This window comes from Mycobacterium sp. pR1184, assembly GCF_041287235.1.
Taxonomy (GTDB): Bacteria; Actinomycetota; Actinomycetes; order Mycobacteriales; family Mycobacteriaceae; genus Mycobacterium.
Genome location: NZ_JBGGKR010000009.1, coordinates 1 through 25930, shown reverse-complemented (window position 1 = coordinate 25930; position 25930 = coordinate 1). Strand labels below are relative to the sequence as shown.

Below are 25930 nucleotides of genomic sequence, written 5' to 3'. Positions count from 1 at the left end.
ACCATGTCGCTATGGGGGCCGACGGCCAGGGTGCGCACCCAACAAGCGTCGAACCAGCAAATTCCGAGGCGTTGGTTCAAACCCTGCTGGGCCTGCTGCGGCGTCGGCTCGGTCTCGACACCGCGTGGATAGCGTCGTTCAACCAGGGCATGCAAGTAGTCGAGGTGGTCGACGGCGACACCCACGCCTTGAGTCTCATGCCGGGAGACCGATCGTCGTTGTCGGGGTCGTACGGCGTGCGGGTCATCGATGGGCGGCTGCCCGCCGTCATCCCGGACACCTCGGCCGATAGAACCGCCTCCGTCCTGCCCAGAACGCACGAAATGGGTCTGGGCGCTTATGTGGGCGTCCCCTTACACGGACCGAACGGCTCCACCGTCGGGATGGTGTGTGCGGTGAGCCAGCACCCGAAACCGCACCTGGCCCACGTTGACATACGAATCGTCAACAAGATGGCCGATCTGATCGGCGCCTTGATGGAATTGCCGGCGGATTCGACGAATGCCCTTGCCGAACAGCGCGAAGGGATCCGCCGCGTGGTCGCCGAGGGTGATTTCGAGGTCATCTTCCAGGCGGTGCACGATGTGTCGACCGGCGAAGTGGTCGGCGTCGAAGCGCTCGCCCGCTTCCCGTGCGAGCCCTTTCGCCCCGACCTCGTCTTCGGCCAGGCAGCACTGTTGGGCTTGGACATCGAGTTGGAGACCGCGGTCATCGCGCGTATCTTGTCGCTGCTGCCGCAACTTCCCAAAGACGTGTTCGTCGCGGTGAACATCTCTCCATCGGCGGTCCCGCTGACTCCCTGGGCCGAGCTGCTCGCCGAGGTCGACCCGTCACGTCTTGTCCTGGAAATCACCGAGCATGATGCCGTCGAGAATTACGACGCTCTCGACGACGTGCTTGAAGAATGCCGGGCACGCGGTATGCGCGTGGCGGTCGACGACGTGGGCGCCGGGTTCTCCTCGTTTTCTCACGTATTGGAGTTGGCCCCAGAATTCATCAAGATCGATCAGTCCATCACGCGCAACATCGACGCCGACGACGCCCGGCGACGCCTGGCCCAATCCATCGCGGAGTTCGCGGCGCAGATTGGCGCGATGGTTATCGCCGAAGGGGTGGAAACGCGAGGCGAACTTGACGCCTTGAGCGCGGCCGGCATTCCGTGGGCCCAGGGCTACCACCTCAGTCGGCCTCACTCCCACGCCCACGGTTTTCCGCGCTGCGATGCCGTCGCCGAACCGGTCGACCAGTCTTTCGCCACTTTCGACCTGCTCGGCGAGCGACGGTTCGAACTGGCGCTGACACATTCACCGATCGGCATGGCCATCGTCGGCCTCGACGGGTCGTTCCAGCGCACCAATCGGGCGCTGCGGACAATACTCGGATACGGCAGAAAGGCCCTGGCGGGCCTGACATTCCAGGAGATCACGCATCCCGAGGACCTGGATGCCGACCTGGCGCTGCTCGGCGAGTGCCTCGCGGGGCGCCGCCGTAGTTACCGCATGGACAAGCGGTTCATCGCCGCCGACGGACGCATCGTGTGGTGCGACCTGACCGCCGTGCTCGTGCAAGGCCATCGGAACCAGCCTCGCTGCTTCGTCTCACAGATCCTTGACGTCACCGCGGATCGCATGCGAGAGGCCGAGTTGGCCCGCCAAGCCACCACCGACACCCTCACCAAGATTGCCAACCGCTCGGCTGCTTGGAGTCAGCTCGAGCAGCTCGACGCGGCGGATGCGGGCTACGGCATCCTGTTCTGCGACATCGAGCAATTCAAGTCCATCAACGACCGGTGCGGCCACCGAGCCGGCGACGAACTGCTGATCAAGGTCGCCGACCGCCTTCTGTCGGCCACCGCGGATGAGGATCTCGTCGCCCGCTGGGGTGGCGACGAATTCCTGGTCATCACCAACGCCATTGACGATGGCGCGCTCACGCGCCTCACCAACCGAATAACAGACCAGGTGCAAAGGACACCGATTACGCTCGCCGACGGCACCGCGATTTCCATCGTTCTGACGATCGGCTCGGCAGCACACCGACCGGGAGATGGCCGATCCATAGATGCCGTCTTGGAGCGCGCCGATCAGGCCATGTACGAGCAGCGGCGCAGCCAAACGGGTGGCGCTCGCCTCTCCGGCCCCGGCCCGCGCTCTTAGCCATGTAATCCAGCTGTGGGACAGCATCTTTAGCGGCGATAACCTGAAGCCGAGTCGGTCATAGCAATGTATTATGTTGCGATTCAACATTATTCATGCAATTCGGACGGCAACGGCGGCAACCGGCGATCTTCATTGTGCGCACGCGGCCGACGGCGCAAACCGTTGCTGGCCTGTCGTACCGGCGGTGGACTATTGTGTTGCTGAACTGCAGCTGTCGGGAGGTTTCGGTGGAGGGGACCCCGTTCGGCCGGTACCGCCTAATCACTTTGCTCGGCAGAGGCGGCATGGGGGAGGTCTGGCGAGCTTACGACACCGTCACCGATCGGATAGTCGCGCTGAAAGTACTCCCAGCGCATTTTGCGGCCGACCGGACGTTTCAACAGCGATTCCGTCGCGAAGCCCACGCGGCGGCACGATTGAACAACCCTCACGTGGTGCCGATTCACACCTACGGGGAGATCGACGGGCGGCTATTCGTTGACATGCGGCTGATCGAGGGGCGCGACCTGGCAACCGTGCTGGCCTCCGCTGCGATGTCGCCCGCACGCGCGGTGCACATCGTCGAACAGGTGGCCCAGGCCGTGTACGCCGCGCACAAGATCGGACTGGTTCATCGAGATATCAAGCCCTCCAACATTTTGCTCGACGAACACGACTTTGCGTATCTGATCGATTTCGGGATCGCGCGCGTTGTCGGCGAGACCGGTCTGACCGGGACGGACGCGGTGGTCGGCACGCTGCGCTACATGGCGCCGGAGCGCTTCAGAGTCGGTCAGGCCGACGCACGCTCGGACATCTACGCGCTTGCCTGCGTGCTCTATGAGTGCTTGACGGGAGGTGCGCCATTTCCGGGTGACAGCATCGAGCAACAGGTCGCCGGGCACCTGACGACCCCGCCGCCGCGACCGTCCGACTCCGGCGCGCCGCCGGCGTTCGATGCCGTGATCGCCACTGGCATGGCCAAGGATCCCGAGCAGCGCTACGCCACCCCGATGGATATGGCACGCGCCGCACGCGATGCGGTCACGGTTCCATTAGGTGTGCGGGACCCGAATGCCAAGTCGCACAACGTCACTGCTCCCGTGCGCACACAAGCGGCCTCCTTGCCGAGCGAGCCAACGCAGCCCGTGCACAGACCCGTGCATCGCGATCCCAGGGTGGAGAACCGCAATCGCGCCAAACGGCCATGGGTCGTCGCCGCGGTGATTGTGGTGCTGGTGGCGTCGGGGGGTGCGAGCGTATATCTGCTGCGCACACACCCATCCAGGACCGGATCCCCGCCGGCGACAGCGACCGCCTCTCCGTCACCGGCCCCTAGCGGGGCAAGCACGTCCAGCGCGGGAGTGACGGCAGTGCCGAGTGGTCCGCCCACCGTCGCCGCCTCGGTGCGGGTAGGCAATGGCGCCTTCGGCGTCGCGGTCGACTCCGCCGGCCACAGCGTCTATGTCGCGAACACCGGCGCCAACTCCGTTTCGGTGGTCGATACCACCAGCCGCACGGTCACGGCCACCATCGCTGTGCGACGCCACCCCGTGGGTGTTGCCCTGGATCCGTCGACACGAACCGTCTACGTCACAAACTTCGATGACTCTTCGGTGTCGGTCATCGACGCTGCCAACGGTTCGGTCATCGCCAGGATCGGCGTCGGTAGCCACCCGGGCGGAGTAGTGGTCGACTCGGACGCACGGATTGCCTATGTCACCAACGGTGATAGCGCATCGGTGTCGGTCATCGACGCAACGACGCATACGGTGACGGCGACGGTGCCCACCGGAAAAGGCCCGAGCCGGGTAGCCATCGATCGCACCGCTCACCGGTTGTTCGTCACCACGACCGATCCAACGGTGACGGTTATCGATACCACGAACCGAACTGTGATCGGATCGGTCGCACTTCGCGTCCACCCAGCCGGAATCGCGGTCGACTCCGCATCGCACACCGCTTATATCGCCAGCGGCGATGATGCATCGGTGTCGTTCGTCGACACCATCAGCCTTGGCGTCACCGCTAGTGTGCCCGTCGGGCAACGCCCCGCGGGTGTGGCGGTGGATTCGCCGACCAACACCGCGTACGTGGCCAACTACAGCGGCGGGTCCGTGTCCGTGGTGGACACCACTCGGCGCGTCGTCACCGGAATCCTCGCCATAGGTAACAATCCGCTCGCCATCGCCGTCGACCCCACGACACATTTCGCCTACGTCACCAGTGACCTCAACCACGGCTCGCTGACGGTCATCGAACGCTGACGTGGGGGCCCACGCGTAAGTGGACGTCGGCGTCGGAGGTGTCGAGGTGTCGACTGCTACGGCTGGTGCGCGTCTCCTTGTGCAAGTTCGAGAAGCCAAGCGCCCCAGCGGGCGTCGGTTCGCTTGCCGGGCAGAGCGAGCGCGCTTGACACCGTGACCACCAGCCCGGTGGCGATGAAGCTGCGCACCTGCAGGGCATCGGCGCCCGTCAATGCGGCGACGGTGTCCTGCAACGCCAGATAACGGGACGCGACCGCGTCGCGTACGGTCGCCTCGCCGCTGGCCGCGAACCCTTGCAGCATCAGCAGCGCGACGGTTCGGTCGCGCTGCAGCAGGCGGCGGTAGGCGTCACCTAGCACGGTGAGTCGCGCGGTCCCGGCTGTGCCCGCGGCGCTGGCGAACTCGGTGATCACCCGGTCGAACGCCCCATCGATGACCTCGAGGAACAGCGCCCGCTTGGAACCGAACATCTGCACGATGCGGGGGTGCGATACTGCGGCGCGGGCGGCAATCACCTCAAAGCGGGTGCCGGCGAAGCCAGTCTCGGCGAATTCGACGGCGGCCGCCTCGAGAATCTCCGCCCGCCGCACTGCCGCGGATTTGCGCACGACGGGGCTGGCGGCGGAATGCGTCACCGCGGGACGTTTCCGAATTGACGCTGTACCAGGGCGTGATCGTACAAGCACCGATAGGCGGTGATCAGTCCGTCGTCGCCGAACTCCAGGCGATCATCACCGTGGAAGTCGACGCTGTTTCCACTCTGGGCATGAGTGCCGGTGAACCGCCAGGCCACCAGCACGGCGCGGCGGTGCAGATCGGCGAACAGGCCCTGCAGCGAGAACTGATGGTCGGGGACCGTGTGATCCATCGCGGTCACAAAGTTGCGTATCGAATCGCGGCCGTAGACGGTCTTGCCGAGCGCCGGTTCGTCATAGACGAGGTCCTGCGAGCACAGCGCGGCAACGGCATCGCCGTCGTGGCTGTTCCAGGCGCGTTCCCACTGCCGACAGAACTCTTCGACGGCGGGCAGGTTCAAGACAGCGGCATCACTGATCTTCGACATGCTGCTAACTTACAAGTTAGTAAATAACTATTCAAGCGGTGTTCCGGTGGGACCGAGTCTCAAGACTCGTCCGTTCATGAGTTCTAAACTGGGACTTACGTTCTGGAGGCAGAACACCGCTGTTCCAGATGGGCACCACGCCGTCCTAACAGGAGCCGCGGCAACACGTCATGCCTAATCGCTCGCGATCCTTAAGACCAGCTTGTGTCCGGGCGCGAGGCTGTCCAGTCTTCGGTGAGCGTCGACTACGTCTGAGAAGGGCACCGTAGTAACGATCGGAGCGCGCAGACTGCCGTCGATGACCCGGTCCAGTTCGTTCTGCAGGATCCGTCGGTACTTGGCCGGCCGCAGCGCGACCAGCGACGGCACCGAACACAGGCGCTCACGCGGAGATGCAAATGTCCGTGCCAGCACCGCAGCGCCTCCGAGCGCCGCATCCATCCGGCCATGTCCGGGCCGTCCGCTCCATGCGGTGCGCACCACCGTGCCCTGCGGCACGGTCACAGACCGCACTAGTGGGCTGCCGGTGTGGTCGATACTGGCGTCGATGCCACCGGCCGCGAGATTGCGCACCAGCGCCGGCCAATTCGGGTCGCGGTAGTCCGCGACTGTAGCGCCGAGCGACTCGGCAGTAGCGCGGGTGCGTTCCGACGCGGTACCGACAACTCGCAACCCGTTCGCGATCGCGCGCTGGGTGACAATACTGCCGACCGACCCGGAAACTCCTTGTACGAAAAGAGTTCCGCCCGAAGGGGGAGCGGCCAGTTCGAGTGCCAGTGCGGCGGTGACGAGATCGAGCGGCAGCGCGGCAGCGCTCGTCGAGTCGAGCGCATCGGGTAGTGGTATCACGCGGTCAGCTGGGATATCCAGCTGCGTCGCATAGCTCCCCATGCGCGCCAGACATCCGGCCACCCGCATACCCACGTCGAGTTTACGACGAGCCGCGGCGGCGTTGACGTGTTCGAGCACGCCAACGAAGTCGTAGCCCGGGACGAAGCCCGATCGGGGCTGCAAGAGGTAATTCCCCGAACGCGCCATCGCGTCGGTCGACCCGACCGACGCATGCGTCACCCGCACCCGCACCTTTGTGCGTCGGGGCCTCCCGGGTGTGAATGTTTCGAAGCCAAGCACCTCAGGCCCGCCGAATTGGCCGACCCGTGCGCGGACCGCATGCGGCTCAGTCACTCTGGCATCCCCACGGAAGCGGGGGATACCGCGATTCGACCGTTCATGTCTGTCATTGCGCCTGCTATCGTCTCCCGTAAGCCTTACGAAACCGTAAGCCATACGGGAGTTGGGGTCAAGACGATGAAGAAACAAGCGCGTCGCCGCTGGGGCAGCCTCAGCAGGGAGGCGGTCGTCGACGGCGCACTGCAAATCGTCGACACCGAGGGCCTCGAGGCACTCAGCATGCCCCGGCTAGCCCGACATCTGGGGACTGGCGTGATGACGCTCTACGGCCACGTCACCAACAAAGCCGACCTTATCGATGCGATGGCTGAGCGGGTCCTGGCCGATTTGAACACCGTCGAAGGCCGGCCTGACGAGTGGGATCGTGCCCTGGCCGAGCACATGCGCCGCCTCCGCCAGGTGGTGCTTCGCCACCCGTCCCTGGGGGCGGTGCTCGCCGCCCGCGGCCTCGCGACGCCCTCGGTCTTGCGCGACCTGGAAGCCGGTCTCGGACTGCTGCGATCGGCAGGCTTCAACCCACGGACTGCGGTGCACATCTATTACGCATTGCTGACATACACATTGGGCTTCCTCACCTGGGAGATCCCGCGGGTGCACCGCCAACCCGAGGCCACATATCGCGAACAGTGGCAGACTGCCCTCACCGGCCTCCCGGCCGCCGAGTACCCCGCCCTTCACGAACTGGCCGACGAACTCCCTGACGCCGCCAGCGAGAACCAATTCGAGGCCGGCCTACGCGCACTCCTGCGCGGTTTCGCACCACACGATTCCACGAATTGATCGTGTCGCCGCGGCACCCACTGGCGGTTCGATTGCGTACGCCACTGGCTCGCCAAGTGATCTGCGACGAATCACCGTAATTAGCAACGATTTTGGTGCGTCTGACTACATGTCCTGCATCAGGGTTTTGGTGATCTTCGAGACCTGCGAGAGCGACGCGCCCGCGCCGGAGTCGCGTCCGTCACCGTGACGACCTGCGCATCCGTTATGCTGCCGATAATTCCGGACTGTCGGGTGCGCAGTCGCTTTCGAATTACTTTTGCAGAGGACAGCTCTCAGTGTTGCCGAGGTTAGGATCCGCCGGTGCAGCGACGGCTGCGATCTTGCTCCTCGTTACTAGCACCCCGGCATGCGGGCATCGGCTGCGATCCAATACGGCGACCTCCGTCGACTCAGCCACCAGCCCCACCAATGACGTGGCAGCGCAAGGGGACTCATTGACGTTGGCCGGCAAGGCTTTCCCGCTGCACGACGTTCAATGTCGCGGCATGGGCGGCGCGGTGCTCGTTACCGCTAAAACGCAGTCCGGTGAGAGTGTCATCATCGACGCCGCGGACGGCAAAATCGAAACTCTGGACTTCACCGCCGATGGTGTCGCCTACTTCTGGGAACCGACATCGACCGGAGGAGCGCCGGCCCCAATGCTGACGCGAGACGGGGACAAGTACACGGTGGCCGGCAAGATCAAACAGCTTCATGACTACACCAAACTCAGTGATTTCACGTTCCGAGCGACCTGCCCGCATTGAGCATCCCTGCCATGCGCATTGCGACCACCAGTTCAGAATCGGCCGCCAGGCCGACGGCGATTGTCGCCAACTGCGCTGAGACCGAGCAGCAGAAGTCGTTGCACCGCAACATGTCCCCCCACGTCGGCAGGTGGAAAACTGCGCAGTACGCCGCACAAACACCCCGACGCTGCCCTCTGTGGCTGGCCGCCCAGGACCGCGTTGTAAGTTCGTTCGGAGCTAGCAGGACCTCGATCGCCGCAAGGAGGTCAGCCGCACCTTGACCCACACCACCGGAAGGGGCGTGAGGAAGCCGATGGGGACGATCACATACCGCCAAGCGGCAGTCGTCGGCCTGACCGCCACGTTGATCACTGCCGGCTGCAGCAATGGCAAAAGCGTCGACGCGTCGGCACCGCCGCAGACCAGTGTGAACGCCACCTCCACGTCGAAGGCCGCAACGCAGCCCACCGAGGTCAAGCTCCCCGGGGATGGTGGCGTCGAGGTGACTCTGACCGGCCCGATCGCCGCCAAGTACGCGTCGGCAACCGAGAGTCAGAAGCAGGCTCTCGGCAAGCCACTGACGGGTGACCGCAACGCCGGGACCCGGCCGAATGGCCTGGTATTCCAGCAATTCCAGGGCGGCGTGATCACCGCCAAGAATGACCAGGCCGACGCGCCCGCGTACATCACCACGGGCAAGATCCGGGATGCCTGGAATATCCCGCGCGACCCGGACGGCGCACCGGCGACCACCGGCACTAACGGTTCGGTGGGACCGCTGGGTCTACCCATCAGCGACGTGAACACCGTCGGCGATCTGCTCGTGTCGACTTTCGAGCACGGCAAGATCGAGTACAACCCGACGACCGGCCAGGTCGAGGTGACGGTGAACGGCAAGGTCGTACCGTCCGGGCTCTAACTCAGCGATCTCGCCCCTACCGCACATCGCCGCTCGGACGACCCCCGTGGACGTTCCACTGGCCGCAATCGGGAGCCAGGACGTCGTTGACGTCGACTTCAAGTCCGCCGACCTTCGGCCCGGGATTGGACGCGGTGCTCACGACGCGCTGGTAAAGGACAGCGGCGGGGTGTACTTGATTGCCGGACCAGGCGCGAGTTTGCCAGAGCCACCGGCGGCCGGGTGTGCTCGAAGACCCGACAACGCCATCGTCCGCGGCCCACTGACACACCCTGACGCCTCCGTAGACGCCGGTGCGTTGAACGCCGAGAACCGAGTTGATTCCGCGAAACCACGGCAGCGCGGTGTGATTCCAGGTATCGCGATTGATGTCCTCGTCGATGGTGAAGAAAATCGGCGCACTCTCGCCGCCGCCTGCCGTGGTATGCAGCTGCCAGGCGGTGCGCGCGTCTGCGACGCCGCCCGCGTAGCCCCGCGTGAAGTCGGAAGGTGCCGAGCTACCCGGCTTGCCGTATTGGTAGTTGCTGACGATCACCAGACCCGCGGATTTCAATGAGTCGGCGTAGGACCGAGTGATCGGTTTGGCGCCAAACGACGAGCCAGGACGTGACATCGAAACGTAGTTGACCACCCCGCTATAGCCGGCCGCGCGGATTTGCTGCGCCGGGATCTGGTGCGCGGCAAAGTCAATCAGCTGCGGGGGAGCGGCGGCCGCCGCCGTGGGCAGGCCGCAGGCGAGGGATGCGGCACCCAGGCCGGCCACCGCGGCGGCATAGCGCAGCGCGTCGCGCCGGGAAACGACACGCGGTCGCGCGGTACTGGCCATCGGGGGCAATTTGTGCACTGCGCGATGTTAGCGACGTGATTGTTGTTACGGATAGACCTGCGCCAGCCGAAACGCGGTTGCATTCCTAAATTGATACCAAGTGGTGACCGTTCGGCAATGGCCTGGCCAGCCCACGCGAAACAACCCGGCGCGCAAGCAGATTGATGTATCGGCGTTAATCGACTTGTGCCACGATCGCCCGAGCCGCACGCTCGGCGATGAGCATGACCGGCGCGTTGGTGTTTCCGGAAGTGATGGTGGGCATAGCCGACGCATCGACTACTCGAAGGCCGGCGACGCGATACGCCCGGCAGTCGGTGTCGAGCACTGTGGCTGCCGACCGCGGGCGACCTTGTGCGTCAAAGGCTCCCATCGCGCAGGTGCCCACCGGGTGGAAAATCGTCGTGCCGAGTTCACCGGCCGCTTGCTGCAGCTCTTCGTCGCTCACCAGTTGCGGGCCGGGAAGCAACTCCTGCGGGCCGTAGCGGGACAGAGCCGGCGCCGCCATGATCTGCCGGGTCATCCGCAGACCAATCACGGCGGTTTCGCGGTCGGCGTCGGTCGACAGGTAGTTGCAAAGAATCTTCGGGCTGATCAGTGGATCTGGATTGGCCATGCGGACATGGCCACGCGAGCTGGGTCGCAAATTGCAGACCGAGGGAGTGATCGCTCCGAAGGGGTGCAGGGGTTCGCCGAACTTCGCCAACGACAAGGGCTGCACATGCCACTCCAAATCGGGACTGGCCAGCGTCGGGTCGCTCTTGGTGAAAGCCCCCAAAGTAGAAGGCGGCATGGTCATGGGCCCCGATCTCAGCAGCAGGTACTGAATTCCCATGCCCGCCCGGGTGATCCAATTGCGGTACAGCGTGTTGACGGTCGGGGCACCCCGGATGCGGTAAACCGATCGAAGCTGTAGGTGGTCCTGGAGGTTTTCGCCCACGCCTGGCAGGTCGACGGCCACCGGCACTTGATGCTGGGTGAGCAGGTCGGCCGGGCCGAGACCCGAGACTTGCATCAGGTGCGGCGAGCCAATCGCTCCGGCGCTCAGGATCACCTCCCGGCGCGCTCCGGCGTCGACGACTCGGCCACCCCGAAGCAGCTGCACACCGGTGACCCGACGCTGCGCAGTGGTCCAGGCACCGCGACGCTGAGCGGGGTGGACCTGATCGTCCATCAAAAGCCGCAAAGCCTGCGTCTGTGTGTAGACGGTGAGATTCGGCCGGTGGGCGATGGGATGCAGGAAAGCATCAGCCATCGACCAGCGACGCCCGCGCCGTTGGTTGACGTGAAAGTACGCGCTACCGGCGTTGTCACCCCGGTTGAACTCCTCGATCGGGGCGATGCCCACCTGGGCGGCGGCAGCCTGCCAGGCGTTCAAGATCTTCCAGCTCACCCGCGGCCGCTCGACGCGGATCTCACCACTTGCACCGTGCCACTCGTCGGCCCCGCCGAAGTAGTTTTCCAACTCTTTGTAGATCGCCAGCGTCTCGCCCGGACGGTCCACGCCGCCCCACAGCCATCTCTGGTCACCGGTGGCCTGCGCCCACAGGTCGTAGTCGCTGGCCTGTCCGCGCATGTGGATCATTGCGTTGATCGACGAGCAGCCGCCGATCACCCGGCCCCGCGCGTACAGGATGCTGCGGCCGGCCAGACCTGGCTCGGGCTCGGTCGTCAAACACCAATCGGTGCGAGGGTTGGCCATTGTGTACAGGTAGCCCACCGGCACCTTGATCCAGAACCAGTCATCTCTGCCGCCGGCCTCAATGAGGAGCACACGGCGATCGGGGTTGGCGCTGAGCCGATTGGCGAGCAGGCAGCCGGCGCTGCCTGCCCCCACGATGATGTAGTCAAATTCGGCGACCGGGCTCATTCCGGTATCGGTCCTCCAGACGTCGGGGGCGTGTCCTCAATATGGGCGAAGACCAGCTCATCTCATCTCATCAAAGTACGAGTGCCCATGACCAGAGTCGACCATTGACCACGCACGACGCGGTAGCCGCAACATCTGAAAACTGTTGGTGTCGCGATGAGTTTCGTCCGCCGGTGCAGTCTTATCCCCATGGGCAAACTCATCTATGGCTTCAACGTGTCGGTGGACGGCTACATCGCCGATGCGCAGGGCAATATCGGTTGGACCGATCCGAGCGAAGAATTGCACCAGTATTGGAACGACTTCGAGCGGGAGACCGCGTGCGCGTTCTACGGTCGCCGGCTCTACGAATTGATGTCCGCGTACTGGCCGACCGCCGACACCGCCCCGGACGCCACCCCTCTGATTGTCGACTTCGCCAACATCTGGCGTGAAATGCCCAAGGTCGTGTTTTCGCGCACCCTGGAATCGGTCGGCTGGAACTCCCGCTTGGAAAGGGGCGACCCGGTCGAGGTGGTAACAAAGCTGAAAGCCGAAACCCCCGGCACGCTGGAGGTGGGCGGCGCGACACTCGCCGCACCGATCGTGCAGGCCGGCCTGGTGGACGAGTACCGGATCGTGGTGGCGCCCACGGCCGTGGGCGGCGGCATCCCGTTCTTCCCAACACTGCCGTCTTGGACTTCGCTGCGACTGTTGGAGAACCGCACCTTTCCGGGCGGTACGGTTTTGCTGAGATACGAGGCCATCCACGACTGAGCTCAAATACTGTGGCGCGCAAGCAAAAGCGGAGAGGTTCTATTCGGTGGCCATCCGTACTTGACGCGGCTCAGACGGTTTGCCGCGCAATGCGGGAGCAGGACCGTGTGCTGTGACCGTTAAGGATCGTTACCACAATCGTGATCTCGCGCTCGTATCTTTAAATATACGAGAAGGCCGAAGTTTTCGGCTTCGCAATAACGCCTATGGCGTCCGCATGCCCCGGGGGACTGATATGACGACCGCACTCGCCACGCATGACCCAGTCGAGATAGACGCGGCCGAAGCGCATGACGACGTCCTTTTGGCAGTCGCAAAAGTGAATGCGAAGGCCCGTGTAGGGGACACCGTTGCCGTCGAATCAAAGCCGCGCTGGCGGCTCACCGAAGAAGAGATCGTGCGCGCGTCGATCACGGTGATCCTGGTGGCCCTGATGGCGGTGATCAGCGTCGCCGCGGTCGCGATCTTGACAATGCGCTAGCCGCGAATACCGCGACGCGTGTCGTTGGTGCGGTGCGGCGGAGACCCTGACGACCCAAAGATGGTTAAAAGGGTTGAGTCATATGGTGATCCGCGCCAGCCGACCATCTCGATCAGCGAATCGTCCCGGTGTCCGCTCGCGGCGTCCGGTAATACCTTGGCACTATGGACAGCTGACGCTGCCGATCTGCGAAACCATCGGTCAGAAGTCCTGCGGCGCGTCGAGCACACATGAAAGCGGTTGGCGCACGGAAGAAATGCAACCCAACAGGATGGTCGAGGCGCTCAACTGATTCACCATGAGATTAACGCTGAAATACTGCTCGGGCTCGCTGAGATAGAGCGCACCGAGCGGGGCTGGCTACCGCACAGACTCCCGGCTCGTGCACGTGCGCAGTGTGACGACCCACAGCTACTCGGGGCCGAATCGCAGCCGTCCGGTGTGCGGGTGGCATTCCGGACGGCTGCATCCGCGATCGAGCTCGAATTCCACCGCACTCGGGTCGTTTTGACCGGCGTCCCGGAGCGGCCCGACGGCACCGTTGATCTCGTCATCGACCATCGACTGATGGCACAGGCGCCGACGTACGAAGGCGACACGGTGCGTGTCGACCCGGCGACCGGCGCGAGCAGACGGGAAGCGGGACCGACAGCGACCATCCGTTTCGACGGCCTGGCTCCTCACGCGAAAGACGTCGAGATCTGGCTACCGCACTACGAGAGGATCGAGCTGGTCGCGCTGCGCAGCGACGCAGCGGTCGAACCTTTGTCCAGCCCACGGAAACGCTGGGTGCACTACGGCAGTTCGATCAGTCAAGGCTCGAATGCCGCGAGCCCGAGTACTACCTGGCCGGCGATCGCCGCGGCGCTGGCCGGTGCGGAATTGATGAACCTCGGACTCTCCGGTAGTGCGCTGCTCGATCCGTTTGTCGCCAGGGCCATTCGCGACCAATCCGCGGACGTCATATCCGTGAAACTGGGCATCAATCTTGTCAATGCCGACTTGATGCGGCAGCGGGCCTTCGCACCGGCGGTGCACGGATTCCTGGACACCATTCGCGACGGGCATCCTCGGACGCCGCTCGTCGTCGTCGGTCCACTGTACTGCCCGATCCATGAAATCACCCCGGGCCCGGGCGCGTTCGATGTCGAAGCGCTGGCGCACGGCAGGGTTCGGTTCATCGCGACGGGCGATCCGGCCGAGGCATCGCGATTGGACGGTTTGGGCCGACTGACCCTGCGCTATGTCCGTGACCAACTTGGCGCGATCGTCGCGCGAAGGCGTGACGATGACTCGTTCATCTACTATGTCAACGGTTTGACGCTCTACGGACCGGCTGACGAAGCAATTCATCCGCTACCTGATCAGCTCCATCCGGATGCGACCACACATCGGCTGATCGGGGAGCGATTCGCCGCGTCGACTCTCATCCCGGTGCTGCGGCCGGCCCTGACCGACATGATGACTGATCGGACGAAGTAGGCACCATCCGCATCGCTTATCGCCGTCATCGGGAATCGCTAAGCGATGCCACCATTTGGCTAGGGTGGCTGTCGCAGTACCTGTATCACGAGGGGCTCCCTGCCGACCACGACGCCTGCTTAACGTGTAATCCGTTCCGAATGAACGCACGAGAAGCCGCGGGGTCAGCACGTTCTGCCGCGGCAGAAGGGACCACGACCAAATGGCGGATGACCAATTTGCCACTCACACAGAACTTTTCGATCTCAGCGGAAAGTACGCCCTTGTCACTGGCGGCACCAGAGGCATCGGGATGATGATCGCGCGCGGCCTCCTCCAGGCGGGCGCGCGGGTCCTCATCAGCTCACGCAACGCTGACGCGTGCGTCCGGACACAGCATCGACTGTCCAAATTCGGTGACGTGCAAGCAATCCCCGCCGACCTGTCCCGGCACGACGAGTGTCAGCGCGTCGCTGATCTCATCACTACCAACTCGGACCGCCTGGACATCCTCGTCAACAACGCGGGTGCGATGTGGCGCGAGCCGCTAGCGACTTTCCCGGACGAGGCCTGGGACTCGGTGATCGACCTCAACCTCAAGTCACCGTTCTGGCTGGTTCAGGCGCTGCTCCCCGCACTGTGCAGGGCGGGCACCGCCGATAATCCCGCGCGGATCATCAACATCGGCAGTATCGCCGCCATCCACGTTGCCCAGTCGCCCAACTACTCGTACGCCGGCAGCAAAGCGGCACTGCATCAGCTCACCAGAGTGCTTGCCAGAGAGCTGGGCCCGCAGCACGTTACAGTGAATGCAATCGCTCCAGGAGTGTTCCCATCGCAGATGATGGCGGCCACGCTCGACGCCATCGGCGACACGATCGCGGCGGCGGCGCCGCTACGCCGGCTCGGCCGCGACGACGACATGGCCGGTACCGCAGTGTTTCTCGCGAGCCGGGCTGGGTCCTACCTCACGGGCGCCATCATCCCGGTCGACGGCGGCATCGCGACGACCGCAACGGGTACGCCCTAGGTCGTCGGCACGCGGCTTCGGGAGCGGCCAACGCCCGCTCATGAAGACTTCAATCGGGTCTCAACGCGGCCTAAGGGGTACCCGCAGTGCCTCCCTGAGGCTTTCAGGACGGGCGTACGGTGAGGGAATGGCCACGACGGACCTACGCACCGATATCAGGGAGTTCCTCAGCTCCCGTCGTGCCCGCATCACACCCGAGCAGACGGGACTGCGCGCTTACGGCGGCAATCGTCGCGTCAAAGGTCTACGCCGCGAAGAGGTAGCGCTACTGGCGGGGGTGTCGGTCGACTACTACGTGCGCATGGAGCGCGGCAGCCTCGCCGGTGCCTCCGATGGCGTGCTCGACGCCTTGGCCTCTGCCTTGCAACTCGACGAGGCCGAGCGCGACCACCTGTTCCACCTTGCGCGCCAATCCCGGGCACCCCACGGCCCACGCCGACACAGGCCTGCCGTGACGGTGCGCTCCACGCTGCATCAGGTGCTCGACGCCACCTCGGATGCGCCGGCCTGGATCTGTAACGGACGTTATGACGTGCTCGCCATGAATCAACTTGCCCGCGCGCTGTTTTCGCCGGTGCTGGCCGATCCGCGAAGACCCGCAAACACGGCACGGTTCATTTATCTATCTCCCGATGCGGCCAGAAACTTCTTCGTCGATTACGACCAAATTGCCGGTGACGTCGCCGCAAAGCTGCGCATGGAGGCCGGCCGCGATCCGCACGACGAGGAGCTGATCGCGCTAGTCGGCGAAATGTCCACGTGCAGTGAGCTATTTCGGCAGCGATGGGCATCTCAGGACGTGCGGTTGCACCGGTCCGGCCGCAAGCGGTTGCACCATCCGATCGTGGGTCAGCTCGACTTGGACGTCGAGTCCCTGGAACTGACCGCCGAACCCGGCCTGTACCTCAACGTCTACACCGCGCCCGCGGGCACGCCGACCGCTGACGGTCTAGCGCTCCTGGCGTCGTGGGCGGCCAGCCAAGACACCCTGGCAACCGAGCGCGAAGCACCGAGCAGATAGTCAACCCCGTCGGAACGCACTGCTGTCCAGGCGTTTTGATTCATTCCCCGCCCGAGGACAACGACGGGGCCGCGTTCGGCCCTCCGTCCTCGACCGGGATGCGCCCTTCATCTGGAGGAAGGGTTTCCGAACTCCGGGGTCAATAAGGCCCAGCAGGGCACGGATGACGCCCGAGACTCCTGTGCGCGAACTACGTCGGGATTACGGTTGATCGCGTCTTCTTTAACGTGAAACGGCGCGCGGCAGCCAGGTAAACATTAAGATCGACAGGATAGTGACCGCAGCCCAGCTGATCTCGGGGACATAGAATCTCGCGGAACCCAAGCGGGTAAGGGAGGTCGTATTGTCGGCGGGTTGGTTTCGTCATCCGAGGCTATCCCTACGAGCGATCGGCTTCGGGGGTGCCGCGTTCCTCATTGCGGCATATGTCGCAACAATTGGTCTGTATGCCAGCTCCGGCATGGGTCAGCCCCGTCCGCTCACCGAAGGTGAGCCAGCCGCGGACGGCACAACGGTGGTGATGGATCTCAAAGAAGTGCACGCGATTGACGGTGAGTTGATTGCCAACCTTACCGTCTCACCTGGATCTGGGTTGCTTGACCCGATGAGCCACGATCTGAGCCAAGACCTCACCGTGGTGGTCACCTCCGCCACAACGCCGACGAAACGCACGTGGTCAAAGGGAATGCTGCCCGGCGTTTTTCCGGTTCCGTTGACCCTTACCGGCGACGTCACGTCCTGGCCCTTCGACGATTACCACTCTGGGACAATCACCGTCGAGCTCTTCCGCGGTAACGCGCCGGTACCACAGCGGGCATCGGTGACATTTGTTGACCGCCTTCGCGGGTGGCACGTGGACGTTGGTGGCGCTAGCAAAGCCGGCGATCTCGCACTGTATCGAGTGGCAGTGCAGCGGTCACCGACCACTGCCGCGTTTGCCGCCGCGATCCTCGGCATCGATGTCCTGCTCGCGAGCACCGGAGTATTTGTTGTGGTTCAAACCGCGCGTGATCGACTGCCAGTCCAGCCGGGGATGACAACCTGGTACGGCGCCATGCTGTTTTCGGTGGTAATGCTGCGAAGCACGCTTCCCGACGCACCGCCAATCGGATGGTGGGTAGACGTCGCTGTGGTGCTCTGGGTGATCGTGGTGTTGGCGGTCTCGATGGTGCTCTATGTGTACTGCTGGTGGCGACACGCCAGACCCGCCGCCAAGGACCCGAACCAGAACAATCGCCGAACGCACGCCGCGCCGTTGGATCTCAACACTAAGGTTTCGGCATCGCGCCCAGCAGGGCCACGTTCTCGCCGATCGGCTGGGCAGGCCGCCGCGCGCACGACGGCTTTCACGGTGGCCGGTCGGTCTTCGTCGAAGAGTTCGATCAGAACGCAGCGACCGTCATCGAACTCCCGTAGACAATAGGTATCGGCGAGATGCCGGCGGGGGAGAGGCATCTGGACCGTGTAGCTGCATGGCGATTCATGAGATCGCCGGCGGCGATGCTTGAGGTAATTACCGTCGGTCTTAGCCGGGAACACATCGCAAACGAGGACCTGTACGGCGCCCTAATCCGTACTCCAACGTGGTGCGCTCATCAGCATTCAACGGCGGCATAGGCCGCTCCATCGACGTCATGCCCCGATCGTGTCACCCCACCCGACAGTGCCGTCCACGCGCACCCCGCCACCCCGAGATTCGCGGTCAACCGCCTCCCAAATCCGACATCATCCGGACCGATTATCTTTAGGGCTTCGTTCGGCGGCGTGCTGATTTGCCGGATGAGCGAGTCCTCGGGCAGGGGAGCGGCGGCACATTCCTGCCAGAGTTGCCTACATCAAATCGGACTACACCCTTTACTGCGATGAGCCGATTCGATTGGGGCCCAATAGGATCGGCGCATATGGTCAGCGCGGGCCGCTCGTCAAAGCACGCTAGGGCGGCAGGTCCTGAGGTAACTGAGGCAGGATTGGCAGCCCACCGACCGTCACCCATCTTGTCGGGCTGGGCGAGGATCTGACTTCTTCGGCTATCAGGGCAGGGCTGCCCGCTCCGACGCTCGGAAAGAGGGAGCTGCTGGTGACGCCTCAACCCGAGAGTTGGTGCAGCACCGCTGATACGAACATGAGGCCCGGACTGCCGCGACGGAACGCGCAGCGGTGAAGCGCGGGCATTGGGCAGTCAATGGTGATCCGGGATCGAGGTCAATCGTCTACGTCGGTGCCGGCATGCTCAGCAACGATCCGAACGGCGTAACCAGGACTTGACGCATTGGCCCAATTCGACGACGCCGTCTCGACAGCCCAACGGGCGCTTGTTTCGTCCTCGCCCAATTCGGTCAGCAACTCAATGGCGAACTTCTCCGCCGCCTCGCGTGATTTCTGCAGGCATTCACCAAAACGGCGTCCGCTCAGGTTGTTTCGGAATTCGAGCTCGTACACGTCAGAAAGGTCCTGCCATGTCTAAAACCCTCCTCGGAGCTCAGCGTCGTGACGTTGTGCCCACCCATTTGCCGCTCCGAAGGCTAGTTCAGTGCCGACCGAAACTCGTAGCCTAGGTTGATGAATGCGGTCGATATCACATCATCCGCCGACGCCAATCTGTATGACCTGCAGTGCGCTTTCCTATGATCACGAACGGTGTGCACGTCCTGCTCGCTACCAATACCAAAATAGTTGCAGCACAGAATATTAGAGGACAAGCCGTCGGTTTCGGTGTGCTCATCGGGTGCCACCGCCGACGTGCCGGTCCAGGAAGTCCACCTGATCGTTGACGATCTGCTCGAAGTACGGGTCTAGATAGGGCTCAAAGTGTGAGCAGCCATAGGATTTCACCTCGCCCTTCGGTATGCGGGCCACGAGCTCGCGTGCCGTCGCGTACGGCGTGACGTCGTCGCGTTCTGCTAGCTGCACCAGGGTCGGCGCGGTGATGTTCCCGGCTTTTCGTCCTGGTGAGTAGAACGGTATTCGCAACCCGATGCGGGCGGCGACGTCATTTTCGGCGAGCAGTTCCTCATGTTTGTCTCCGGCCATCAGCTCGACGAGTTCGAAAGCCCCCGGAGAGGTCATCATCGCGATGTCACCTGGGTAGCCAAGGGCTGCTGTTCGATAGGGGGGCGCCCGAGCCATGACCCGATTTGGTCGCGCAGGCCGGCTAGGAACAACCGCGCTAACAATCGCGGAGGTAGGGAGAATGTGGACGCCGGACCGCTGACGTGAGGGACCTGGACGATGGCTGCAGCGAGGTCGTGGTCTTGGGCCGCCAACTCGAGAACGTGGCCGCCGCCGAAAGAGGATCCCCATCCCACCACTTGGGTGGTGTCGACGTTATCGAGGCTGCGGGCGTAGGCGATGGCTGCCCGCCAGTCGGCCTGTTGCTTTGCGATGTCGAGGATGCGGCGGGGCTGCCCTCCGCTGGCACCCCAGTGCCGGTAGTCGAACACCAGGGCTGCGTAGCCCGCCTGCGCGAACCGTGCGGCGTAGGCGTCCAGTCGTAGCTCGCGGAAGGCGGCGAACCCGTGGGCCAGAACGACGATGGGCGCTCTCTCCACGCCTTCGGGCCGGTAGAGCCAGGCTGCGCAAATTGTGCCCTCGGACGTGAAGGTGACGTCGTGTCGATCGAATCTGAGTCGTGGAGTCATGGCCCTGCCCTCCGTCGAGTATCTTGAATGGCGTTCAACAAAACTAGCAATGTCTTGAACGGCATTCAACAAAATGTGACCCAGACGGCAAGCAGGAGGACGGGATGGCGCAGAAGCGCCCGCAGGCCGCCGACGAGAAGCGTGCGGAGATCGTTGCAGCAGCACGGCGCCTATTCGTGGATGCTGGCTACGACGCCACTCCGATGAGTCGATTAGCCAAAGAAGCGGGAGTCGCGCCCAATACCATCTACTGGTACTTCCGAGACAAGGACGAAGTGTTGATCGCCGTCCTCACCTCGGTCATGGCGGACGTTTGGACGCAGTTCCAAGAGATCGCGGGCCAACCGATTGCCGCACGGATGCTATGGGTTGTCGACCAACTCACCCAAATGAGCCGCCTCGTGACAACGGTGCACGCTCGGCTCGAACACTCCGCGGCCATCGCCGAATGGCATCAGAACTTTCATGCAATCACCGGCGCTCTGTTTCAGTTCGAACTTCAGAACGCTGGAATCCCCGCGCCAACTGTGGACGCGGAAGTCATGATCGGCATCTTCACGGTCGAAGGACTCCTGATGCACGAACAGGACGCAAGTCAGCAACGAGCCATCATCGACGCCTTGGCTTCGCGTTGGACGAATCTGCCGGGGACGTCGCAGCCGGGAAGCTAACGATGCGGCGCGCGGGACACGCACCTTGCGCGCCTCCTGTATGCCATTGCCGCCGTGATTCATCCGATGAACACGGCGTTCTCTACTGGTAACGCTGCATCGTGACGGCGCTGGCGGGCCTCAATAGCGATCTCGGGCGGATCTAGGTGATTTGGACTTCTTGGCGAGAGGTTGAGTGGGCTGCGGCTGGCTGAGCATGTGGGGTTTGGGGGCTGTGGGCGAGGTTGGTCATTGCTTTGGTGAGGAGGGTGTGCAGGGTGCAGAGTTCTGGGGGTTCCAGGCCGAGGAGTCGTTGTTCGAGGTCGGCGGCGACGTGTTCGATGTCGGCGAGGCGGCGGCGACCGGCTTTGGTGATCAGTACGTTGTGTTTGCGTCGGTCTTCGGGGGATCGGCGGCGTTCGATGAGCCCGTCGTGTTCGAGGCTGTTGAGCAGGGCCACGACCCCGGTGGCGTCGATGCCCAGCGCTTGAGGTAGCTCGGACTGGGGTTGTTCTCCGAGGTCACGCAGCAGGGTGAGCACGACGGCGTGACGTGTCTTCATTCCGTGGGGAAGCAGGTCCCTGTCTGCTTCGGCCTGCATGCGTCGAAGGATGTAGTTCATCATGACGCCCACCATGTTTTCCGGTGATTTCAAGTCGTTGCCGTCACCCGAACTGCTCATGAGAGCGAGGTTACCGGCAAGAGTTGATAATTCCAGTCCCTCCTTCGATTTGCGTTGTGCAAATCGTTGCCCTGCGAGTCTGACGCTCGGTGGCGATCCGTAGCAGAGCGCCTCGACGTCGCGCCACTTCTGCGGCCCCAATTCGCGGGGCATCTCGTGGCTGCTGAACACGCGGTAAGTCGGCGGACCGACGCGGGTTGCGGGTGCTCTCAGCTGTTTCACTCACGGAAATACGACTACGGGAATTTCCTGACGATATGTGCAGTTGCGATAGTTTGTATCATGCAAACGAAAGTGTTGGATTCACCGACCGGAAGGCATAACCATGAGCCACCTCTTGCACATTGACTCCTCCATCCAGGGTGATGCGTCCATCAGCCGACGGCTCACCGCGCACGCCGCTCAGCGCTGGGCGCAGGCCCATCCCGGAGGCACGGTGGCCTACCGCGACCTGGCTGCGGAGCCGATTCCGCATTTCGACGCCGTGGGTGGTCTGGCCCGCAACATCCCCGCCGATCAGCACACGCCCGCGCAGGCCGAATCCTTCGCCCTGTCGAAGCGTCTGATCGACGAGATCAAGGCCGCCGACACCGTGTTGCTGGGCTTGCCCCTCTACAACTACGGCGCCCCCAGCATCGTGAAGTCCTGGGTGGACCACATCGTGGCCGCTGGGCTGTCCTTCGATCCGGCCACCGGCGCCGGCTTGCTCGGCGACACCGAGTTCATCGTGCTGGAAAGCCAGGGTGGCGGCTACGGCGAAGGCACTCCGCGCGCGGGCTGGGACCATGCCGGCAAGTGGATCGTGCACGGCGTATCACCCACCGGCCTGGCGCCGCGCGTCATCACGGCCGAACTGACCATGGCCCCGGTCAACCCCGCCATGGCCGACCTCATCCCGCTGCACGAGAGGAGCTACGCCGACGCCCTGGCCCAGATCGACACCCTCTGGGCGGCATCCGAAGCCACCGCTTAACCACCACCACCACCAATTCCGCGTCCGCAACGCCGGCACCGCACAGAGGAGGCCGCCATGAAGATCGGTCTCATCGGCGCCGGGTGGATCGGGCAGAACACACAGAAGGAGACCACCATGAAGATCGGCTTCATCGGCGCCGGCATGATCGGCAAAGCCGTCAGCACCCAGTTGGCCAAGGTCGGCCACGACGTCCTGGTCAGCAACAGCCGCGGCCCCGAAACCCTCATTGAGACATTCGATCCGCTGGGCATCAGCGTCGGCACCGCGGCCGAGGCCGCGGCCCGCGACGTCGTATTCGTCGCAGTGGCATGGCGCGACATCCCCGCCGCACTGGCCGGCGTGGATCTGTCGGGCAAGGTCCTCGTCGACACCAACAACCCGATCATCATGCCCGGCTTCACCCGAGCCGATACCGGCGGCAAAACCTCCAGCGAGGTCCTCGAAGAACTCGCGCCCGGCGCGAAGGTGGTCAAAGCGTTCAACCACATGCTGTCCACCAGTTACGACGAAGGTCCCACCGTCGACGGTGCACCCAAGGTGTTGTTCCACTCCAGCGACCACGACGACGCCCACGCCGTCGCCGCCCAGCTCATCGAAGACCTCGGCTACGTCCCGATCAACCTCGGCGCCCTCGTCACCGGCGGCGTCCTGCACGAATCTCCCGGCGAGCTGGCCGGGCGCGTCTTCGTCGAACCCGCAGCAGCGAAGTAGCACCCGATCACAGTTCGTTAGTCAGCCACCACGGGCCTTGAGCCGGTGGTGGCTGACTGGCATGGGCGCACTAATAGTCGGTTGGAGCAAGAGCAGGCTTAGGAAGTCGCTCGTGTCCTGCTCGGCAGGAGCTGCTCGTCACGCTGCGACTGCATCAACGGAGGCTGAACGTCACAAGTAAATCGGTGTGACGTCCACGAATACGCGATAGTCGTCGATTTTTCCGTCGCGGTCGGAGTGATAGATGGTCGCGGCCGGCAGTGTGACATCGGTGCCGTCTTTTCGTTGGTATGTCGCATCGGCATGGGCGACCGTGTCATCGCCGATTTGCCAGACGCGGACCAGGGTGTGCCGGATTCCGGCGATGGTGTCGAAGAAACCTTTGACGCCATCCCTGATCGCGCCCAGGCCTTCGAACGGTGGCTGGTTGCCGAACCTCAACCGCGCATCGTCGGTGAAAAGTGACGCGAGTTTGTCGAGGTCCATGCTGTCGACCACGTCGAAAACATGCTGTGGCAGCGGAGAATTCGGCGCAGCCATGAAACAACGCTAGCATCGGCCAGACACCGGTAGCATTGTCGGCCCTGCTGACAACGGCTGTTGTTTAGGAATTCGCCAGGTCGCCCGATCTACGGCGCAGCTTCGGTCGCTAGCGCCAACCCCAGCGACCGCGGTGCCGCTACCAAGTCGTTGGCGTATCTGGCGGGAAGTTCGTTGAGATTCCCGCCGAACGTCGAGACACCGTCCATGGACGAACGATAGTCGTCGCGGGGTGCTGCATTTTTGCGCACCTGCCGTAAACCGTTGGCGACGAGGCGCTTTGGCCACATCTATCCGTAGCAGCAGGCGAGGGCACTCCGGGTGCCGCGCGTGATTCATCCGATGAACACGGCGTACTCAACTTGACATAATGTCGCTTATCGGCATAAACCATATACCGAGTTCGACCATGATCGTCGCCAAGGTGCCGGCTCGCGCGGTCCACATGAAGGAATCCTCGAAGGTCGGCGGTCACTCGCCCACAGCCGCCACGTATCGATGACGGCGGGCAGCGGCACGGCGGATTGAGATGACTCGCGCGTGCTATCAACGCCATGCTCCATGACGGTCAGCGATTGCCGATCACCCCGTTCTCGCAAGATCACTCCTGAAACGTCACTGTGACGAATTGCTCTGTCCGGCATCACTGCTGAGCAACACGATGCGTAACCCATCGAATATTGGATGACGCCGATCCGGGCGAGATTCCTCGCTTCCTCGGCCCGTTGCTACAGCCAACGACAGCCGGCACCGACGTCTCAGCCGAGTAGCAAGCCCCCACCGGCGGCGCTACCCCTTCCCACCAGGCGCTGGCAATACGTCACTGTGACGAATTCTTCTGGGCGACAGAGTAATTCGGTGCGTTCGCGCCTGCGGCATGTCGGATTTGTTGACCATTCCGAGTCAAATCCCGGGCCCGGCTCGATGCGACTTATTGAAAATCATTAGCATTACGGTTACCGCTGCGATCCGACCGGAAGGACAATGTGCGAGCGATACCCGTCATCTGCTTGACGGGCCATCTCGGTGCGGGCAAGACGAGTCTGCTCAACCATGTGCTTCGTTCTCCCGGAGCCCGGATCGGCGTCATTATCAACGACTTCGGCGAGCTCAACGTGGATGCCATGCTGGTGACGGGGCAAGTCGACGAGCCCGCCTCCATCGTCGGCGGGTGCATCTGCTGCCTGCCTGATGACGGCGGGATCGACGAGGCATTGACCAAGCTCGCCGACCCTCGACTGAATCTGGACGCGGTCATCGTCGAGGCCAGTGGCCTGGCCGAGCCCGTTGCGGTAGCGCGAATCATCGGGTTCAGCGAAGTCCCTGGCGTGCGTTATGGCGGACTTGTCGATGTCATCGACGCCGCGACCCACTTCGAAACCGTCGACGTCGGCCATACCTCGCCCGCCCGCTACGGCGTAGCCTCGCTCGTCGTCGTCAACAAACTCGACCGGCTACCCCGCGAAGATCGCACCGCGACCGTCGAGCGGGTGGAACGCCGAGTGCGAGAACGTAATCCACGCGCGATCGTGGTCGGATCAATCGGTGGCCAAGTCGACCCCGCACTGCTGTACGACGTAGCGGAAATGCCCGAGGAGACGGGCCAGCTCTCGTTGCGCGACCTGCTCGTCGATGCCACGACCGACCCGGTCAGCCACGACCACGACAGCTCGCACGCCGATTCGGTCACCGCGACGAGCCAGGGCGAAATCGACCCGGGCGCGCTGATCGACCTACTCGAGGATCCGCCGGCCGGGGCGTATCGGATCAAGGGCGCCGTCGCGATGCGTTACGGCGCGACCGCGCAGACGTATGCGGTCAATCTGGTCGGCACGGCAATTCACCTTGCGATCGCGCCACCAGGGTTGTCAGCCAACTGTCTCGTTGCGATCGGGATCGGTCTCGATACCGATGCCGTGCGCGCTCGACTTGATGCGACCCTGCGGCCGTTCGAGGGTCCCGCCACTCTGGCCAATATTCACCGCCTCAGGCTGTATCGCCGTCGCAGCCTCTGACAACCAAAAGGCTTCCACCCCAACATGTTTCGTCACTGTGACATAATTCGCCACATAAACGGGATGGTAGGTGGACGGCGTCGCGGCCGGCTAGCCGGTCGCAACTGTCCGTTCTCATTGATTCTGGGGCATTCTCATTGAATCTGGGGTAAGTGCGTGTCTTTCTCATTGAATCTGGGGCACG

The 25930-nt window shown here is 63.5% G+C and carries 23 protein-coding genes and 1 pseudogene; 15 read left to right on the top strand and 9 right to left on the bottom strand.

Translation table 11 applies throughout. The annotated features are described in order from the left end of the window. Positions 1-11 precede the first annotated feature (11 nt). Together ACAG21_RS16870 and ACAG21_RS16865 are read left to right on the top strand one after the other, a co-directional pair. On the top strand, positions 12-2156 hold the full coding sequence (locus ACAG21_RS16870; protein ID WP_370497403.1) for an EAL domain-containing protein: 2145 nt from the start codon (positions 12-14) through the stop codon (positions 2154-2156). 287 nt (positions 2157-2443) lie between these two features. Further along, positions 2444-4405 (top strand): protein kinase, encoded by a 1962-nt coding sequence (locus ACAG21_RS16865; RefSeq protein ID WP_370497402.1) that lies wholly within the window; start codon positions 2444-2446, stop codon positions 4403-4405. A 56-nt stretch (positions 4406-4461) separates the two neighbouring features. Here the strand turns inward: ACAG21_RS16865 and ACAG21_RS16860 are convergent, their stop codons facing one another. The 3 genes from ACAG21_RS16860 to ACAG21_RS16850 form a co-directional block, all read right to left on the bottom strand. Next, the gene (locus ACAG21_RS16860; RefSeq protein WP_370497401.1) at positions 4462-5040 is read right to left on the bottom strand and encodes a TetR/AcrR family transcriptional regulator; all 579 of its coding nucleotides are present in this window, start codon (positions 5038-5040) and stop codon (positions 4462-4464) included. After that, positions 5037-5468, bottom strand: a complete 432-nt coding sequence (locus tag ACAG21_RS16855; protein ID WP_370497400.1) for a nuclear transport factor 2 family protein — start codon at positions 5466-5468, stop codon at positions 5037-5039. Before ACAG21_RS16855 ends, ACAG21_RS16860 begins: the two co-directional genes overlap by 4 nt. A gap of 174 nt (positions 5469-5642) precedes the next feature. Then, on the bottom strand, positions 5643-6755 hold the full coding sequence (locus ACAG21_RS16850; protein WP_370497398.1) for a zinc-binding alcohol dehydrogenase family protein: 1113 nt from the start codon (positions 6753-6755) through the stop codon (positions 5643-5645). Between the two features lie 21 nt (positions 6756-6776). Here ACAG21_RS16850 and ACAG21_RS16845 point away from each other — a divergent pair, with 21 nt between their 5' ends. From ACAG21_RS16845 to ACAG21_RS16835, 3 genes are all read left to right on the top strand, one after another. After that, positions 6777-7439 carry a TetR/AcrR family transcriptional regulator C-terminal domain-containing protein gene (locus ACAG21_RS16845; protein WP_370497396.1) on the top strand — a complete coding sequence of 221 codons (663 nt, stop codon included), beginning with the start codon at positions 6777-6779 and terminating at the stop codon, positions 7437-7439. A gap of 437 nt (positions 7440-7876) precedes the next feature. Beyond that, the gene (locus ACAG21_RS16840; protein WP_370497394.1) at positions 7877-8188 is read left to right on the top strand and encodes a lipoprotein LpqH; all 312 of its coding nucleotides are present in this window, start codon (positions 7877-7879) and stop codon (positions 8186-8188) included. A 295-nt stretch (positions 8189-8483) separates the two neighbouring features. Beyond that, positions 8484-9089, top strand: a complete 606-nt coding sequence (locus tag ACAG21_RS16835; RefSeq protein ID WP_370497392.1) for an LGFP repeat-containing protein — start codon at positions 8484-8486, stop codon at positions 9087-9089. Between the two features lie 16 nt (positions 9090-9105). Here ACAG21_RS16835 and ACAG21_RS16830 read toward each other — a convergent pair whose 3' ends face one another. Together ACAG21_RS16830 and ACAG21_RS16825 are read right to left on the bottom strand one after the other, a co-directional pair. After that, complete coding sequence (locus ACAG21_RS16830) at positions 9106-9915, bottom strand: DUF1906 domain-containing protein (protein ID WP_370497614.1); 810 nt, start codon at positions 9913-9915, stop codon at positions 9106-9108. Between the two features lie 175 nt (positions 9916-10090). After that, positions 10091-11785 (bottom strand): GMC family oxidoreductase, encoded by a 1695-nt coding sequence (locus ACAG21_RS16825; RefSeq protein WP_370497390.1) that lies wholly within the window; start codon positions 11783-11785, stop codon positions 10091-10093. 189 nt (positions 11786-11974) lie between these two features. On the opposite strand from ACAG21_RS16825, the gene ACAG21_RS16820 reads away from it, so the two are divergent. The 6 genes from ACAG21_RS16820 (at position 11975) to ACAG21_RS16795 (ending at position 17957) form a co-directional block, all read left to right on the top strand. After that, the gene (locus ACAG21_RS16820; protein ID WP_370497389.1) at positions 11975-12541 is read left to right on the top strand and encodes a dihydrofolate reductase family protein; all 567 of its coding nucleotides are present in this window, start codon (positions 11975-11977) and stop codon (positions 12539-12541) included. A gap of 235 nt (positions 12542-12776) precedes the next feature. Continuing rightward, on the top strand, positions 12777-13022 hold the full coding sequence (locus ACAG21_RS16815) for a hypothetical protein (RefSeq protein WP_370497387.1): 246 nt from the start codon (positions 12777-12779) through the stop codon (positions 13020-13022). A 288-nt stretch (positions 13023-13310) separates the two neighbouring features. Continuing rightward, a complete protein-coding gene (locus ACAG21_RS16810; RefSeq protein ID WP_370497613.1) occupies positions 13311-14504 on the top strand; it encodes an SGNH/GDSL hydrolase family protein in 1194 nt (397 codons plus the stop codon). A gap of 202 nt (positions 14505-14706) precedes the next feature. Next, entirely contained in the window at positions 14707-15513 is an 807-nt protein-coding gene (locus tag ACAG21_RS16805) for an SDR family oxidoreductase (protein WP_370497385.1), read from the top strand. A 127-nt stretch (positions 15514-15640) separates the two neighbouring features. Next, positions 15641-16534, top strand: a complete 894-nt coding sequence (locus ACAG21_RS16800; RefSeq protein WP_370497384.1) for a helix-turn-helix transcriptional regulator — start codon at positions 15641-15643, stop codon at positions 16532-16534. A gap of 460 nt (positions 16535-16994) precedes the next feature. Beyond that, on the top strand, positions 16995-17957 hold the full coding sequence (locus tag ACAG21_RS16795; RefSeq protein WP_370497382.1) for a DUF4436 domain-containing protein: 963 nt from the start codon (positions 16995-16997) through the stop codon (positions 17955-17957). A 779-nt stretch (positions 17958-18736) separates the two neighbouring features. On the opposite strand, the gene ACAG21_RS16790 is transcribed toward ACAG21_RS16795, so the two are convergent. Both ACAG21_RS16790 and ACAG21_RS16785 read right to left on the bottom strand, forming a co-directional pair. Continuing rightward, entirely contained in the window at positions 18737-18973 is a 237-nt protein-coding gene (locus ACAG21_RS16790) for a hypothetical protein (protein ID WP_370497380.1), read from the bottom strand. 279 nt (positions 18974-19252) lie between these two features. Continuing rightward, positions 19253-20172, bottom strand: a pseudogene (locus tag ACAG21_RS16785) (alpha/beta hydrolase). Positions 20173-20276: 104 nt separating this feature from the next. On the opposite strand from ACAG21_RS16785, the gene ACAG21_RS16780 reads away from it, so the two are divergent. Continuing rightward, complete coding sequence (locus ACAG21_RS16780) at positions 20277-20843, top strand: TetR/AcrR family transcriptional regulator (RefSeq protein ID WP_370497379.1); 567 nt, start codon at positions 20277-20279, stop codon at positions 20841-20843. A gap of 142 nt (positions 20844-20985) precedes the next feature. Here the strand turns inward: ACAG21_RS16780 and ACAG21_RS16775 are convergent, their stop codons facing one another. Continuing rightward, positions 20986-21504, bottom strand: coding sequence for a MarR family winged helix-turn-helix transcriptional regulator (locus ACAG21_RS16775; protein ID WP_370497377.1), 519 nt, complete (start codon positions 21502-21504; stop codon positions 20986-20988). Between the two features lie 325 nt (positions 21505-21829). On the opposite strand from ACAG21_RS16775, the gene ACAG21_RS16770 reads away from it, so the two are divergent. After that, complete coding sequence (locus ACAG21_RS16770) at positions 21830-22477, top strand: FMN-dependent NADH-azoreductase (RefSeq protein WP_370497376.1); 648 nt, start codon at positions 21830-21832, stop codon at positions 22475-22477. A gap of 57 nt (positions 22478-22534) precedes the next feature. After that, positions 22535-23191 carry an NADPH-dependent F420 reductase gene (locus tag ACAG21_RS16765; protein ID WP_370497374.1) on the top strand — a complete coding sequence of 219 codons (657 nt, stop codon included), beginning with the start codon at positions 22535-22537 and terminating at the stop codon, positions 23189-23191. A gap of 171 nt (positions 23192-23362) precedes the next feature. Here ACAG21_RS16765 and ACAG21_RS16760 read toward each other — a convergent pair whose 3' ends face one another. Then, positions 23363-23731, bottom strand: a complete 369-nt coding sequence (locus tag ACAG21_RS16760; protein ID WP_370497372.1) for a nuclear transport factor 2 family protein — start codon at positions 23729-23731, stop codon at positions 23363-23365. A gap of 986 nt (positions 23732-24717) precedes the next feature. On the opposite strand from ACAG21_RS16760, the gene ACAG21_RS16755 reads away from it, so the two are divergent. Further along, entirely contained in the window at positions 24718-25746 is a 1029-nt protein-coding gene (locus ACAG21_RS16755) for a GTP-binding protein (protein ID WP_370497371.1), read from the top strand. Positions 25747-25930: the final 184 nt, after the last annotated feature.